The sequence below is a fragment of the Henriciella mobilis genome (assembly GCF_003576285.1).
Taxonomy (GTDB): Bacteria; Pseudomonadota; Alphaproteobacteria; order Caulobacterales; family Hyphomonadaceae; genus Henriciella; species Henriciella mobilis.
This window is the reverse complement of the sequence record NZ_QWFX01000013.1, coordinates 736,022-749,072: the sequence shown is the minus strand read 5'-3', so window position 1 is coordinate 749,072 and position 13,051 is coordinate 736,022. Positions and strand designations below refer to the sequence as shown.

Annotated in this window: 18 protein-coding genes; all 18 read left to right on the top strand. The window is 65.6% G+C overall.

What is annotated here, in order from left to right; genetic code table 11:
- Nucleotides 1-140: 140 nt before the first annotated feature.
- The 18 genes from D1223_RS14095 (at nucleotide 141) to D1223_RS14010 (ending at nucleotide 13,015) form a co-directional block, all read left to right on the top strand.
- Complete coding sequence (locus D1223_RS14095; RefSeq protein ID WP_119377042.1) at nucleotides 141-1,253, top strand: phage portal protein; 1,113 nt, start codon at nucleotides 141-143, stop codon at nucleotides 1,251-1,253.
- On the top strand, nucleotides 1,250-1,477 hold the full coding sequence (locus D1223_RS14090; RefSeq protein WP_119377041.1) for a hypothetical protein: 228 nt from the start codon (nucleotides 1,250-1,252) through the stop codon (nucleotides 1,475-1,477). The genes D1223_RS14095 and D1223_RS14090 overlap by 4 nt, the downstream gene beginning before the upstream one ends.
- Nucleotides 1,470-1,880: an HK97 family phage prohead protease gene (locus D1223_RS14085; RefSeq protein ID WP_119377040.1), complete on the top strand. Its 411-nt coding sequence runs from the start codon at nucleotides 1,470-1,472 to the stop codon at nucleotides 1,878-1,880. The genes D1223_RS14090 and D1223_RS14085 overlap by 8 nt, the downstream gene beginning before the upstream one ends.
- Before the next feature lie 12 nt (nucleotides 1,881-1,892).
- Nucleotides 1,893-3,071, top strand: a complete 1,179-nt coding sequence (locus D1223_RS14080) for a phage major capsid protein (RefSeq protein WP_119377039.1) — start codon at nucleotides 1,893-1,895, stop codon at nucleotides 3,069-3,071.
- A 75-nt stretch (nucleotides 3,072-3,146) separates the two neighbouring features.
- Nucleotides 3,147-3,350, top strand: coding sequence for a hypothetical protein (locus D1223_RS14075; RefSeq protein ID WP_119405215.1), 204 nt, complete (start codon nucleotides 3,147-3,149; stop codon nucleotides 3,348-3,350).
- A 64-nt stretch (nucleotides 3,351-3,414) separates the two neighbouring features.
- Complete coding sequence (locus D1223_RS14070) at nucleotides 3,415-3,960, top strand: head-tail connector protein (RefSeq protein ID WP_119377037.1); 546 nt, start codon at nucleotides 3,415-3,417, stop codon at nucleotides 3,958-3,960.
- Entirely contained in the window at nucleotides 3,957-4,388 is a 432-nt protein-coding gene (locus D1223_RS14065; protein ID WP_119377036.1) for a DUF3168 domain-containing protein, read from the top strand. The genes D1223_RS14070 and D1223_RS14065 overlap by 4 nt, the downstream gene beginning before the upstream one ends.
- Complete coding sequence (locus tag D1223_RS14060; RefSeq protein ID WP_119377035.1) at nucleotides 4,388-4,807, top strand: phage major tail protein, TP901-1 family; 420 nt, start codon at nucleotides 4,388-4,390, stop codon at nucleotides 4,805-4,807. Before D1223_RS14065 ends, D1223_RS14060 begins: the two co-directional genes overlap by 1 nt.
- The gene (locus D1223_RS14055) at nucleotides 4,804-5,094 is read left to right on the top strand and encodes a GTA-gp10 family protein (RefSeq protein ID WP_119377034.1); all 291 of its coding nucleotides are present in this window, start codon (nucleotides 4,804-4,806) and stop codon (nucleotides 5,092-5,094) included. Before D1223_RS14060 ends, D1223_RS14055 begins: the two co-directional genes overlap by 4 nt.
- Complete coding sequence (locus tag D1223_RS19295; RefSeq protein ID WP_119377033.1) at nucleotides 5,078-5,272, top strand: phage tail assembly chaperone; 195 nt, start codon at nucleotides 5,078-5,080, stop codon at nucleotides 5,270-5,272. The genes D1223_RS14055 and D1223_RS19295 overlap by 17 nt, the downstream gene beginning before the upstream one ends.
- Nucleotides 5,259-5,636: a phage tail tape measure C-terminal domain-containing protein gene (locus tag D1223_RS14045; RefSeq protein ID WP_158588493.1), complete on the top strand. Its 378-nt coding sequence runs from the start codon at nucleotides 5,259-5,261 to the stop codon at nucleotides 5,634-5,636. The genes D1223_RS19295 and D1223_RS14045 overlap by 14 nt, the downstream gene beginning before the upstream one ends.
- Entirely contained in the window at nucleotides 5,633-6,253 is a 621-nt protein-coding gene (locus tag D1223_RS14040) for a DUF2460 domain-containing protein (protein ID WP_119377031.1), read from the top strand. Before D1223_RS14045 ends, D1223_RS14040 begins: the two co-directional genes overlap by 4 nt.
- Nucleotides 6,254-6,261: 8 nt before the next feature.
- Entirely contained in the window at nucleotides 6,262-6,903 is a 642-nt protein-coding gene (locus D1223_RS14035) for a DUF2163 domain-containing protein (RefSeq protein ID WP_119377030.1), read from the top strand.
- Entirely contained in the window at nucleotides 6,900-7,331 is a 432-nt protein-coding gene (locus D1223_RS14030; RefSeq protein WP_119377029.1) for an NlpC/P60 family protein, read from the top strand. Before D1223_RS14035 ends, D1223_RS14030 begins: the two co-directional genes overlap by 4 nt.
- Before the next feature lie 6 nt (nucleotides 7,332-7,337).
- Complete coding sequence (locus tag D1223_RS14025) at nucleotides 7,338-11,015, top strand: baseplate multidomain protein megatron (protein WP_119377028.1); 3,678 nt, start codon at nucleotides 7,338-7,340, stop codon at nucleotides 11,013-11,015.
- Between the two features lie 45 nt (nucleotides 11,016-11,060).
- Nucleotides 11,061-11,930 (top strand): DnaJ C-terminal domain-containing protein, encoded by an 870-nt coding sequence (locus D1223_RS14020; RefSeq protein ID WP_119377027.1) that lies wholly within the window; start codon nucleotides 11,061-11,063, stop codon nucleotides 11,928-11,930.
- 77 nt (nucleotides 11,931-12,007) lie between these two features.
- Nucleotides 12,008-12,319 carry a PepSY domain-containing protein gene (locus D1223_RS14015; protein WP_119377026.1) on the top strand — a complete coding sequence of 104 codons (312 nt, stop codon included), beginning with the start codon at nucleotides 12,008-12,010 and terminating at the stop codon, nucleotides 12,317-12,319.
- A 9-nt stretch (nucleotides 12,320-12,328) separates the two neighbouring features.
- The gene (locus D1223_RS14010) at nucleotides 12,329-13,015 is read left to right on the top strand and encodes a response regulator transcription factor (protein ID WP_119377025.1); all 687 of its coding nucleotides are present in this window, start codon (nucleotides 12,329-12,331) and stop codon (nucleotides 13,013-13,015) included.
- Nucleotides 13,016-13,051 lie beyond the last annotated feature (36 nt).

Here is a 13,051-nt window from a genome sequence, read left to right as displayed (position 1 = left end):
CCTCCCGCCAGATATGCCGCAATGACGGGCAGGTTCCGGAAAGCGTCAGACCGCAGAGGCGGCCCGTCTAGTCTCACCATCATCGAGACACACCGGGACGGACGGCATCGCTGTCTGCCCTGAAGCCGGAGACATCGTGCATGAAATGGCCATGGCAAAGCGCGGAAACCCGCTCATCCTCATCGCTTGTCGCCCTTGCAAACCTGCCGACGGGGCAGTGGGGCCGCATGGATGCGGGGGCGCTGATGCGCGACGGCTATATCGGGAACGCCGTTGCCTATCGGTGTGTGCGGATGATTGCCGAGGCGGCCGCTTCCATTCCGCTGACGTCCAATGATGAGGACGCCGCGCAGCTGCTCGCCCACCCGTCGCCTGACGAAGCCGGTCATGTGTTTCTGGAGCGCCTCTATGGAGACTTACAGATCACCGGCAATGCCTGGGCCGAGGCTGTTACGCTGGCGGGTGATGCCCAACCGAAGGGTATCTTCCCGCTTCGTGCCGATACGGTCCGTGCTGAAACCAGTGCGCAGGGTGCCCTGACAGGCTGGGCGGTCCGCCAGCGCCGCGGGCAACGTATCATCCAGCGAGAAGCCGATGGCTGGAGCCCGGTGCTTCACCTGAAACTTTACCATCCGTCCGATGGCATTTACGGCCTCTCGCCGCTGGCGGCCGCGCGCAAGGCGCTCGACTTGCACAATGGTGCGGCTGCCTGGGCCAAGGCCCTCATCGACAATGCGGCCCGCCCGTCTGGCGCGCTGGTCTACGGTCGCGATGGCGGGTCTCTGACCCCGGACCAGTTCGACCGCCTGAAGGCTGAACTGGAGGCGACCCATACCGGCAGCGCGAATGCGGGCCGTCCGCTCTTGCTCGATGGCGGGCTGGACTGGAAACCGATGTCGCTGACGCCGGCCGACATGGATTTTGCCGGGACGCGCCATGCGGCTGCGCGCGAGATTGCGCTGGCCTTCGGTGTGCCGCCGATGCTGCTCGGTATCCCCGGAGACAACACCTACGCGACCTATCGCGAAGCCAACATTGCCTTCTGGCGGCTGACCGTCCTGCCGCTGGTGCAGAAGGTGGCGAGCGCGCTCTCCATCTGGCTGTCGGCCCGGTTTGACGACGTCGCGATCACGCCGGACCTCGATGAGGTTCCAGCCTTCGCGGCTGAACGCGAGGCGCTCTGGTCCCGGCTGGAAGCAGCGAGTTTCCTGACCGATGCCGAGAAACGCAAGCTGGCTGGGGTAGGCGAATGATCGAGAAGAAACTGACGGCCGGCTTCCTGCTGGCCATCGCGATCCAGACGGGCGGCGCGCTGGTCTGGGCCGGGGCGGCGGCGGAGCGGATATCCGCGCTCGAGCATCGTGTCGAGCTGTCCCGGCCGGTCGCCGAGCGCCTTGCCCGGGTGGAGACCGAACTCGGCGCGGTGAAAGACCAGCTCGACCGGATCGAGACAAGGCTGGAGCGCGCCGATGATTAGCGCGCCGGTGCTTGTCGAAGGCTACGCAGCCGTTTTCGGGGCCGCAGACCTGTCGGGCGACGTGGTCCGGGCGGGGGCTTTCGCGCGGAGCCTGAAGTCCGGTCCTGTGCCGATGCTGTTGCAGCACCGGCAGGGAGCCATCGCGGGACGTTGGACACGGATCATCGAGGACGGGCGCGGGCTTTTCGTCCGTGGGCTGATCGAGCGGCCGGGGGCGCAGACTCTGGCCAGGGCTGGTCTCGACGGCCTGTCCATCGGCTTTCGTGCCCGGTTCTGGACGCCGCGGGTTGGGGGCGGCCGTGACCTGAAGGAGGTGGACCTCGTCGAGGTCTCCTTGGTTGCCGAGCCGATGCAGCCACGGGCCAGATTTTCAATCATTGCAGCGGCCGCGCGGGCGGCCTGAGAAAGGAGAGACATGACCAAGGAAACCAAGATGGCCGGGACGGACGTGAAGTCGCTGGCCGCCGACATGATGGCCGCTTTCGAGGCCTATAAGGAGGCCAATGATGCGCGCATGGCGGAGATTGAGTCGAAGGGCGTTGCCGATACGCTTCTTGATGAGAAGCTGAAGAAGATCGACCGCCGCCTCGATCAGCTGAGCCTGAAGGCCGCCCGGCCAGCGGATGGTGCACCGGCCAGTGAAGCAGACGGCGAACGCTCGCAGGCCTGGTCTCGGTACTTGCGCACGGGCGACGAAAGCGGCCTGTCGCGGCTTGATATGAAGGCCTTCTCGGCCGGGACCGATGACCAGGGCGGCTACACTGCGCCGCCGGAACTCGACCGGCTGATCGAGGCGCGCCTGATGCAGGCCTCGCCGATGCGCCAGATTGCGAGCGTGCGGCAGACCTCAGCCGGTGTTTATCGCAAGCCGGTCAGCCTTGGCGTCGGCGCGGCCTGGGCGGGCGAGGAAGACGCACGCACGCAGTCCACGACGGCGGGCTTGAGCCTGCTCGAATTCCCGGCCGGCGAACTCTACTCGATGCCGGCGGCGACGCAGACACTGCTTGAGGATTCCTATGCCGATATCGATGAGTGGCTGGCTGACGAGGTCGAGGCGGCCTTCTCCATCCAGGAGAGCGCGGCCTTTGTGAGCGGCGATGGCGACGGCAAGCCGAAGGGCTTCCTCGATTACACCATCGTCGCCGAGGCCTCGCATGCCTGGGGGCAGATCGGCTCGGTCGCGGGGGACTTCACTGCCGCCGATGCTGGCGATCAGATCATCGATCTGATCCAGACGCCGAAGTCGCAGTTCCGGTCGAATGGCCGCTTCGCGATGAACCGGCGCACGGTGGCAGCGGTCCGCAAGCTCAAGGACGCTGATGGGCGCTATCTCTGGCGGCCCGGCATGAATGGCGAGGCGCAGACCATCTTCGGCTACCCGGTGACAGAGCTGGAAGACATGCCGGATATCGGCACCGGCAATGCGGCCATCGCCTTCGGGGATTTCCGCCGCGGCTATCTCATCGCCGACCGGCAGGGTGCCCGCGTGCTTCGCGATCCTTATTCGGCCAAGCCTTACGTCCTTTTCTACACCACCAAGCGTGTCGGCGGCGGCGTCCAGAACTTCGATGCCATAAAGGTCATGGTGTTCTGAGCCTGATTTTGGCCGGGGCGGGCAATGCGCTCGCCCGGCGTCTCCTTCCCGAACAAACCCACAAGGAACAATGCCATGTTTGAATCCATCGCTGTATCGCTGCTTCGCCAGGCAGCTCTGCTGACCAAGCCGCAGCAGGACGAGTTCACCACGCGGATCGCCGAAGCCATCGCCACGCTCGTCAGCTCGACCGGGACACAAATTGATGACGAGCTTCTGCGCTCGATCGGCCTGCCGCTCGGCGGCGCCGTGATCGAGAAACTGCAGGCGCTCGTCTAGGCCGCATGCCGGCGGGCATCCGGCCCGCCGGTCCATCCCCCCTCAACACAATCAGGTATCGACCATGACACTGACGGTGCTCACACCGCCAGGCGAGGAGGCTTTGCCGCTCGCCGAGGCAAAAGCCTTCCTCAGGATCGGCCATGACGGCGAGGATGTGCTGGTCGCCGATCTTGCTGCCGGCGCCCGGGCGAGGCTGGAAGAAGCCGCCGGCCTGGCGCTGGTAACGCGGACGCTGCGGCGGACCTATTATGCCTGGCCGACGTCGGTGATGCGGCGCGGGATTGCCCTGCGTCCCGGCCCGGCGGCCTCGCTGACTGGTGTTCGCACAGTGGATGCAGGTGAGGCCGCCACCGACCACACCGACCGGTTCCAGCTGGCCGCCGGACGGCTGTGCCTGAGACCCGGAGCCGCGCTTCCCAGCCTGTCGTCAGGATCGCGGGTCGAGATCGATTTCGTGAGCGGCTTCGGGGCGGCATCGGAGATACCTGACGACCTCGTCCATGCGCTCAAGCTGATCCTGCTGGATGCCTATCGCCGCAATGGCGAGGTGGGCCTGCCGCAAGAAGCGAAGGCGATCATCGCTGCGCGCCGGGAGGTGCTGCTATGAGCGCTGACGGCATGATCTGGTCAGCCGAGGCCGCCCTGGAGCGCGCGGTTCTGGTCGCCCTTCGCGCCGATGCCGACGTGCAGGCGATCTTCGGCAATCCGGCCCGGATCTTCGATGATGAAACGCCGGAGCCGGCCTTTCCCTATGCCGAACTCGAGCGCCACGAGGTCGAGGGGCGCGGTTCGGCCGGCGCCGCGGGCCATGCCCACACGCTGAGCTTCGCCATTCACGCGCGTGATGGTGGGCGGGCGGCGGCGAAGGAGGCCTCAGGCGCCTTGCGGGCAGCGTGCGAGCGCATGGCGCTGACGCTGTCTGGCCAGCGCGTCGTCCTCATCCAGCCGGTCTACTCCGACGTCCTGCGCGCGCCGGACCTTCGCAGTTTTCGCGGGCTCCTCAGGGTCCGCATCATCACAGAGGAGGCAACCTGATGGCAGGCCAAAGAGGACGCGATGTCCTGATCAAGATTTCCGATGGCGGTGATCCGGAGGCGTTCATTACGCTTGCCGGCATCCGTACCAGCCAGTTGGATCTCAACCAGCAACCCGTCGATGCCACAAGCGCGGAAAGCCCGGCCGGATGGCGGGAATTGCTGGCGGGCGCCGGGCTGAAGACCATGCGGGTACGCGGGCAGGGCCTGTTCAAGGATGCGGCCAGCGATGAACGCATGCGCAGTGTGTTCTTCGCCGGCACGATTGCGCGCTGGCAGCTGATCGTTCCCGGGCTCGGCAGCTTCACGGGGCCATTCCAGATCGCTCAGATGAACTGGGGCGGGGTGCATGACGGCGAAGCGACCTTCTCGGTGGACCTGCAAAGTGCCGGCGAACTTGTCTTCGGAGCAGCCTCATGAATGGGCCTCGCGGCGAAGTGTCGATCGAGATCGATGGCAGGCAGCACCGCCTTTGCCTGACACTAGGCGCTCTGGCGGAGCTGGAAACGGCATTTGGCTGCCGGTCCCTTTCGGAACTTCAGACCCGTCTTCGAATCCTGTCTGCCAGCGAGCTTTCAACCGTTCTCGGCATCCTGTTGCGGGCGGGCGGCGAAGCTGACGCTGCCGGGAATCTGTCGGGCGCTGCGCTCACCCCCCTGGCTGCGGCGACCGCGATTGCGGAGGCCTTCCATGCTGCCCTGGGCTGACATGTTGCGCCACGCTTTCGGTCTCGGGCTCGCGCCCGCGGACTTCTGGGCCTGCTCAGTCCGCGAGTGGCGCTGGCTCTCGGGCGGCCATGAGAGCGGCCTTGTCCGGCAACACCTGGACGAGCTGGTCCGCCAATTTCCTGACAAAGAGGAGGTCCCTTCCAATGGAACCGTATGACGACCAGCTTCAGCGCGCGGGCGATGCCCTGCAGGCGCTGGCCGATGGCCCGGGCAAGGCGGCTGCCGAAACGCTCGAGGCGGCGTTTGGCGATGCCGGCCTGCGGATCGAACAGGCGCTTGCCCGGGCAGCCCGAAGCGGCGAGCTCGATTTCTCGAACATGGCCCGTTCGGTCCTGGCCGATCTCGCCCGGATCGCCGCCGAAGCGGCGCTCGCGTCAGCCGGGATTGGGCAGGCGGGCCGCTCGATGACGGTAAACCTTTCGATGCAGGACGCGTCGCAGGCTCATGCGATCTCCGGATCGGGAAGTGAGCTGTCGAAAACGATCGCCCAGGCAGTCGCGCGGGGAGGGCGGTTCCTTTGAGCGGTTCGGCATTTGATGATGTGCGGTTTCCCCTACCGGTCGGCCCCGGTGCGACTGGTGGGGCGGTGTGGCGAACGGATGTCGTCACACTCGCCAGCGGTGCGGAAGTGCGCAATGCAAGATGGGCCGGTTCGAGGCGGCGTTGGGACATTGCCAGCGCGGTATGTTCCACCAGCGACCTTGCCTTGCTCACGGCCTTCTTCGAAGCGCGCATGGGCCGGCTTCGCGGCTTCCGGTTCCGGGATCCGGCAGATCGTTCGAGCGCCATGCCGGGGCAGGCGCCAGGCCCGCAGGACCAGTCCATTGGTTTGGGCGACGGAGTGACGAACACGTTTCAGCTGGGCAAGGCGTATGGCGGACTGGTCAAGGCTGTCACCAAGCCTGTCGACGGCACTGTCAGCATTGCCGTCGATGGTGTCCCGCAGACTTCAGGTTGGAGCGTCGACTGTCTTACCGGCGAGATCGTGTTCGACACGCCGCCCGCCCTTGGCGCCGCATTGACCGCCGGTTTCGAGTTCGAATGCCCGGTCCGTTTCGATACCGACCGCCTCGACATCACCCATGAGCTGATCGGCGCAGGGCGCGCCGTCAGTGTTCCGATCATCGAAATCCGCTGAGGGAAGCCATGCGACTGATCGATGAGGCGTTCCGGGACCGTCTAGGGCAAACCGTCCTGACCACCTGTCTTTGCTGGAAGCTGTCCAGAGCCGACGGATTGACTGTCTGCCTGACCGAACATGATGAGCCTGTCGTCTGGAAAGACGAGACCTATCAACCGGGCGCGGCGATCGAGGGCGGGCGGTTTGACCTGGCGGGCGGCCTGAAGCCCGGGCGGGCCTCAGGAACGGGCGCGCTGGCGGCCGACGTCATTTCCGAGGCAGATCTTGCGGCAGGCTTGTGGAATGGGGCTCGCGTCCACGTCTACCGCGTCGACTGGCGGGCCCCGGATCTCGGGGCGCTCGTCTGGACCGGCTACCTCAGCGAAATCAGCCATCGCGAGACCGGCTTCGAAGCGGAACTTGTGTCGCTCAAGGCCGACCTTGAACGCCCTGTCGGACGAACCTATTCGCGCCTCTGCGATGCCCGGCTGGGAGACGCACGTTGCGGACTGGCCGGGGTGGGGGGGCAAAGTTGCGACAAGCGGTTCGAGACCTGTCGGGACGTGTTCTCCAACGTCTCGAACTTCCGGGGATTCCCGCACATGCCGGGGCCGGACGCGCTACTCGCCGGGCCGGGGGCGAATGGCAATGACGGCGGCAAGCGATGAGGCGGGCCGATATCGTCGATACGGCGCGCGAATGGCTTGGGACGCCCTATCAGCACCAGGCCAGCCGGAAAGGCGTGGGGACTGACTGCCTCGGACTCCTCCGCGGCGTGTGGAGAGCGCTTTGCGGGGCGGAACCGCTTCCAGTGCCGCCTTATGCGCCCGATTGGGCAGAGCTGAAAGGCGAAGACGCCCTTCTGAAGGCCGCGCGCGAAGTCCTCGTCGAAATCCCGGCCGGCAAGGCAGCGGAGGGCGATGTCCTGCTGTTCCGGATGGTGCAGGGCGCCCCCGCCAAGCATTGCGCCATCGTCTCCGCGCCGGGCTGGATCATTCACGCCTATTGGGGCCGCTCGGTCTGTCAGACCCGGCTTGTGCCCTGGTGGGAGCGGCGCATCGCGGCCGCATTTTCGTTTCCCGGACTGGAGGACTGACGAAGCATGGGACAGATCATCCTTTCGCAGGTCGGCGCGACACTCGGCGCCAGCCTGCTTCCGAGCAGCGTCGGCCTTGGTGGACTCGGTGTGTCGGGTGCCGCTATTGGCGCCATTGCCGGGACGATTGCCGGGCGGGCGATTGATTCCGCGCTCGCCCCCACGCTAGAGGGACCGCGTATCGAGGCGTTTCACGTCATGAATGCCCGTGAGGGTGCGGGCATGGCGAACGTCTATGGCCGCATGCGCGTTGGCGGCCAGCTCATCTGGGCGAGCCGCTTCAAGGAGTGTCGCCGCGAGCGCTCGGCTGGCAAGGGCGGGCCGAAGATTTCGGACTACAGCTATTCGGTCAGCCTCGCCGTGGCCGTCTGCGAAGGCCCGGTCACGCGGCTCGACCGCGTCTGGGCGAATGGCGAGATTCTAAGGCTGGCGGATTATCACTGGCGGTTCTACGCCGGCGGCGAAACGCAAGAGCCAGATCCCCTCATTGAAGCGGTCGAGGGCACGGGCGAGGTGCCTGCCTTCCGGGGGACGGCCTATGTCGTTTTCGAGGACCTGCCGCTCGATGCCTTCGGCAACCGGCTGCCGCAATTCAGCTTCGAGGTCGTACGGGCTGCCTCCGCCGACGAAGGTCTGTGCGCCCTGGCGCACGGCGTAAATATCATCCCGGCGACCGGTGAATTCGTTTACGGTATCGACATTGTCCGTGAGCGTTACTTTCCGGGTACGGAGCGTGCGCTCAACATGAACAATGATGCGGGTGAGGCTGATTTTCGCCGGTCGCTCGACCAGCTCCTCAGCGACCTGCCGGGCCTCGAGGCGGCGACCCTGACGGTGGGCTGGTTTGGCGATGACCTGCGCGCGGGAAGTTGCCGGATCCGGCCAGGTGTCGAGACACGCGAGCGATCCACCGTCCCGTATCAATGGTCTGCCGCTGGCCAGACCCGGGCCGGTGCCCACCTCGTCAGCCAATCCGGCACGAGTGCCAATTATGGCGGAACGCCGTCTGACACCGCTGTCCTGCAGGCCATTGCGGCTTTGCAGGCCGAGGGCGTTGAAGTCACGCTGTCGCCCTTCCTGCTCATGGATGTGCCGCCGGGCAACGGGCTGAGCGACCCTTATGGCGGCGCCGAACAGGCCGCCTTTCCCTGGCGCGGTCGGATCACCGAAGCGGCGGACAAGACGGCTGCCGTGCGGACGGCTGTCGAGGCATTCCTCGGAACGGACAATGATTTCGGATACCGGCATTTTATTCTCCATCATGCGCGGCTGGCGGCGCAAGCCGGTGGCGTCGAGGCAATCCTGATCGGCAGCGAAATGCGCGGCCTGACAAGGCTGCGCGACGAAACCGGGGCCTTTCCCTTCGTTGAGGGGCTCATCCAGCTGGCGAGCGATGTGCGCGCCATTGTCGGGCCGGATGTGAAAGTCTCCTACGCCGCCGACTGGACCGAGTACGGCAGCTATGTGCCGGGCGACGGCTCCGGTGATGTGCTCTTCCCGCTGGATGCGCTCTGGTCGTCTTCAGACATCGATTTCGTCGGCGTCGACTGGTATCCGCCTGCCGGCGACTGGCGGGACGGCGAGACCCATCTCGACCGGGCTGCAGGCTATACGGCGGCCGACGATCCTTCCTACCTTGCCGATCAGATGGCGGGCGGCGAAGCCTACGACTGGTACTATGCCAGTCAGGCGGATCGCGACTCGCAGGTCCGCACGCCGATCACCGACACCGCGCATGGTGAGCACTGGGTGTTCCGCCAGAAGGATCTCGCTGGCTGGTGGAACGCAGCGCACCATGAGCGGCCCGGCGGCGTGAGGTCGGCCAGCCCGACCGGCTGGTCCCCGGGGATGAAACCCGTCCGCCTGATCGAGATCGGCTTTCCAGCCGTCGACAAGGGCGGGAACGCGCCCAACCTGTTTTACGATCCGAAGAGCTCCGAAAGCGCCTTGCCGCCTTATTCGACCGGGGAACGCGATGATGTCTTCCAGCGCCGGGCTCTGGAGGCCGCGCTCGCCTTCTGGCAGGCACAGCCTTTCGTTGATCAGGTCTATGTCTGGGCGTGGGACGCCCGCCCGTGGCCGGACTTTCCGGTCCGCGAGTCCGTCTGGAGCGACGGACCCAACTGGGCCTATGGCCACTGGCTCAATGGCCGGACAAGCCTGATCAGCCTTGCCGAGACCGTGACCGACCTTTGTGCCCGTGCGGGCGTCAGCGTCGATGCCAGCCAGCTGGGCGGGCTGGTTGAAGGCGTCGTAACGACCGGACCGGCCTCGCTGCGCCGTATCCTCGAACCGTTTCGGGTGACAGACGGGCTCGGCATGTTCGAGCGGGCTGATGGCCTGGTGTGCGTGGACGGGTCGAGCATCAGTCAGGTCAATGTGAATACGGACCGGCTCGTCGAACCCGGCCTCACGCATACCCGGCCGCTTCTCGACAAACGGCCGGGCCGCCTGCAGCTCAGCTATATCAGCGCCGACGGGCTCTATGCGCCAAGGGTGAGCGATGCGCGGTCCGATCTCGGCGATACGGCTTTTTCCATTGAGGCAGAGTTGCCACTTGTCCTGTCCGACGCCGCTGCAACGAGACTGGCTGCCCAGATGCTCGATGACCTGCAGGCGGCTGATACGGCCCACATCGCCTTGCCGGTCGAAGCCCTGGCGCTCGAGCCCGGCGATGCCGTGCAGCTGGACGGACTGCCGGGCGACTGGGCCGCCTCGGATGTCACCGATGACGGACTGGTGCGCCACGTCTCGCTGGTCAGGGCCCCCTCCAGCGGACCGGTACGAAGCCGGGCGCTTCCCGGCGAACCCCGCCCGGCACCGCATCCCGCCCAACCGGAGCTCATCCTGATCGATGGCCCGGCGCTATCGGGGGCGATACCATCCGGGCCCGTCATCGCCGTTGGCGCCGATCCATGGCGAGGTCCTGTTACGATCCATGCCGGCGCGACGGCGAACAGTCTCATCCCGCGCGCCGCCGTGTCAGGACCAGCCAGCATCGCTACGCTGGCCGATCCGCTGGCCGCAGGCCCGGCGGGCCGCTGGGACCGTGCGGGGACGCTGACGCTGAACATCAGTGACGCCGACCTCATGAGCCGTGATCGGCTCGACGTTCTGGCCGTGAGCAATCGCATCCTCGTGCAGAATGGCGCAGGCTGGGAGCTCATCGGATATGAGTCAGCAAGTCTCATTGCTGATGGCGTCTGGCAGTTGTCCGGCCTGCTCCGCGGCCTGGAAGGCTCCGTCATCTCGCCTGCGGATGCGGGTGCGGTCTGCGTGATTGTCGACCGCGCGCTGGCGACAGCGGACATGCTGCCGGGGGAGACCGGGCGCGAGCTGGTCTGGCGGGCAGGTCAAGGTGAGGCGATTGCCTTCACCTATGAAGACCGGGGCGGGCTTCCCTGGAGTGTTGCTCACCTGCGGGCGACACCGACGCCGGGCGGCGCCTTGCTGAGCTGGATTCCCCGCGGCATCGACATCCCTGACAGCTGGGACCGTCCGGACCCGTCGCGCCAACGGCGGTACCGGGTGGAAGCCCTGTTGTCAGGCGTCGTTGGGCATAGTCAGGCGGTCGATCAGGCCTCGGCCGCGGTGCCAGCCGGCCATAATAGCGCACGGGTTGCTGAAATCGGAACTGACGGTCGTATCGGTCACTGGGTTTCAATCGCGCTCGGGGCATCCTAATTATGCAGCGATCCATCAACCCGAATCGAACGTGGTTATCCAGACGTGTCGCGCGACCTCTACAAAATCCTGGGCGTGTCCAAATCGGCAAGTGCCGACGAAATTCGCAAAGCCTACCGGCAGAAGGCGAAGACCCTTCACCCTGACCTGCACCCGGATGACAAGGCCAAGGCCGACCAGTTCAAGGAAGTCTCGGCGGCGTTCGAGATTCTCGGCGATGAGGAAAAGCGCAAGAAATACGACCGCGGCGAGATCGACTCCGACGGCAACCCCACAGGGTTTGCAGGCGGGGGGCAGGGTGGCTTCGGCCGGAATTACGGGGCCTATAGCGACTTTGCGCGCTCAGGCGGATCTGCGCAGGGCGATCCGTTCGAGGATATCCTCGCCGGCATGTTCGGCCAGCAGCGCCGCCGGCCGGGGCCGCGCAAGGGCGCCGACCTGCGCTACCGGGTGGAGATATCCTTCGAGGACGCGGTGATGGGCGCCAAGCGCCAGATGACGATGGGCGATGGCAAGGCGCTCAACGTCTCCATTCCGCCCGGTATCGAGACGGGCCAGACCCTTCGTCTGAAAAGCCAGGGTCAGCCTTCGTCGACGGGCGGGCCGCCCGGTGATGCGCTGCTCGAGGTCCAGGTCCGGCCCAGCACGATCTGGAAGCGCGACGGCGATGACCTTCGAATGACGGTGCCGATTCCGCTGAAAACGGCGGTGGCGGGCGGATCGGTCGACGTCCAGACGCCGGCGGGTACGGTCACGCTGAAAGTTCCGGAGGGGTCGAATACCGGAACCGTCCTGCGCTTGCGCAACAAGGGCGTCCAGTTCAAGGACAAGCCGGGCCACCTTTATGTGCGCCTGGAGATCATGCTTGAAGACCCGAAGGATCCCGGCCTCAAGGAGTGGGCCGCCGGGCGTTGAAGAGACGCCCCAACCTGACTAAAACCCACGACAATCATTCACGGGCTGTTCAGGGCTGTTCAGCCATAAGGCGTGTCATGAAACGCATCATTCTCGCTCTCGCGCTTGGCGCTGCGACCCTTGCCCAGCCGGTATCGGCTCAGGGGCAATGGGGCAATTCGTTCACCGCCGACCAGGCGCGTGACGCTCGCGAGAAGGGTGAGATCAAGCCCCTCAACGACCTGCTACAGCCGATTCGCCAGCAGTATGGCGGCAATATGCGTCGTTTCGATGGGCTCTATGAGCGGGGCGGCAAGAAGGTCTATATCATAGACTGGGTTACGGGCCGCGGCGAACTGGTGACGTTCACGATCGACGCAAGGTCTGGACGCGTGATCAGCAAAAGCTAGGTTGGGCTAATGAGAATTCTGGTTGTTGAAGACGATGCAGATCTGCGCCGGCAACTCGCCGATGCGCTGACACAGGCGGGCTATGCGGTCGATCTGGCCGCTGATGGCGAGGATGGCCACTTTCTCGGTGACACCGAACCGTATGACGCGGTGATCCTTGATCTTGGCCTGCCCAAGATGGACGGCGTGACGATCCTCGAGCGCTGGCGCGATGACGGCAAGGATTTCCCCGTGATGATCCTGACGGCGCGCGACCGCTGGAGTGAAAAGGTGGCGGGCTTCGATGCCGGTGCGGACGATTACCTGACCAAGCCGTTCTATACGGAAGAATTGCTGGCTCGCCTGCGCGCCCTGCTGCGCCGGGCGGCTGGGCATTCGGCGGCTGCGCTGGAAGCCGGCGGCCTTCGGGTCGACACACGGGCCGCGCGCGCGACAGTCAATGGCCGACCGGTCAAGCTGACCGCCCATGAATACCGCGTACTCTCCTATCTGATCCACCATCAGGGCCGCGTGGTGCCACGCACCGAACTGGTCGAGCATATCTATGACCAGGACTTCGATCGCGATTCCAACACGATCGAAGTCTTTATCGGACGTCTGCGAAAGAAGATTGGTCAGGACCGGATCCAGACCGAACGCGGACTTGGCTACAGGCTCGTCGTGCCCGAGGGCGAAGCGGCCGGCCTTGCCGGGTAGGGGCGCTGTGGCGCACGCTCGGATCTGATGAGCGAA

What these genes read in the sequence shown, in the direction of transcription:
- D1223_RS14095 (WP_119377042.1), top strand. Translation starts at nt 141, where the DNA reads ATGAAATGGCCATGGCAAAGCGCGGAAACCCGCTCATCCTCATCGCTT.
- D1223_RS14090 (WP_119377041.1), top strand. Translation starts at nt 1,250, where the DNA reads ATGATCGAGAAGAAACTGACGGCCGGCTTCCTGCTGGCCATCGCGATC.
- D1223_RS14085 (WP_119377040.1), top strand. Translation starts at nt 1,470, where the DNA reads ATGATTAGCGCGCCGGTGCTTGTCGAAGGCTACGCAGCCGTTTTCGGG.
- D1223_RS14080 (WP_119377039.1), top strand. Translation starts at nt 1,893, where the DNA reads ATGACCAAGGAAACCAAGATGGCCGGGACGGACGTGAAGTCGCTGGCC.
- D1223_RS14075 (WP_119405215.1), top strand. Translation starts at nt 3,147, where the DNA reads ATGTTTGAATCCATCGCTGTATCGCTGCTTCGCCAGGCAGCTCTGCTG.
- D1223_RS14070 (WP_119377037.1), top strand. Translation starts at nt 3,415, where the DNA reads ATGACACTGACGGTGCTCACACCGCCAGGCGAGGAGGCTTTGCCGCTC.
- D1223_RS14065 (WP_119377036.1), top strand. Translation starts at nt 3,957, where the DNA reads ATGAGCGCTGACGGCATGATCTGGTCAGCCGAGGCCGCCCTGGAGCGC.
- D1223_RS14060 (WP_119377035.1), top strand. Translation starts at nt 4,388, where the DNA reads ATGGCAGGCCAAAGAGGACGCGATGTCCTGATCAAGATTTCCGATGGC.
- D1223_RS14055 (WP_119377034.1), top strand. Translation starts at nt 4,804, where the DNA reads ATGAATGGGCCTCGCGGCGAAGTGTCGATCGAGATCGATGGCAGGCAG.
- D1223_RS19295 (WP_119377033.1), top strand. Translation starts at nt 5,078, where the DNA reads ATGCTGCCCTGGGCTGACATGTTGCGCCACGCTTTCGGTCTCGGGCTC.
- D1223_RS14045 (WP_158588493.1), top strand. Translation starts at nt 5,259, where the DNA reads ATGGAACCGTATGACGACCAGCTTCAGCGCGCGGGCGATGCCCTGCAG.
- D1223_RS14035 (WP_119377030.1), top strand. Translation starts at nt 6,262, where the DNA reads ATGCGACTGATCGATGAGGCGTTCCGGGACCGTCTAGGGCAAACCGTC.
- D1223_RS14030 (WP_119377029.1), top strand. Translation starts at nt 6,900, where the DNA reads ATGAGGCGGGCCGATATCGTCGATACGGCGCGCGAATGGCTTGGGACG.
- D1223_RS14025 (WP_119377028.1), top strand. Translation starts at nt 7,338, where the DNA reads ATGGGACAGATCATCCTTTCGCAGGTCGGCGCGACACTCGGCGCCAGC.
- D1223_RS14015 (WP_119377026.1), top strand. Translation starts at nt 12,008, where the DNA reads ATGAAACGCATCATTCTCGCTCTCGCGCTTGGCGCTGCGACCCTTGCC.
- D1223_RS14010 (WP_119377025.1), top strand. Translation starts at nt 12,329, where the DNA reads ATGAGAATTCTGGTTGTTGAAGACGATGCAGATCTGCGCCGGCAACTC.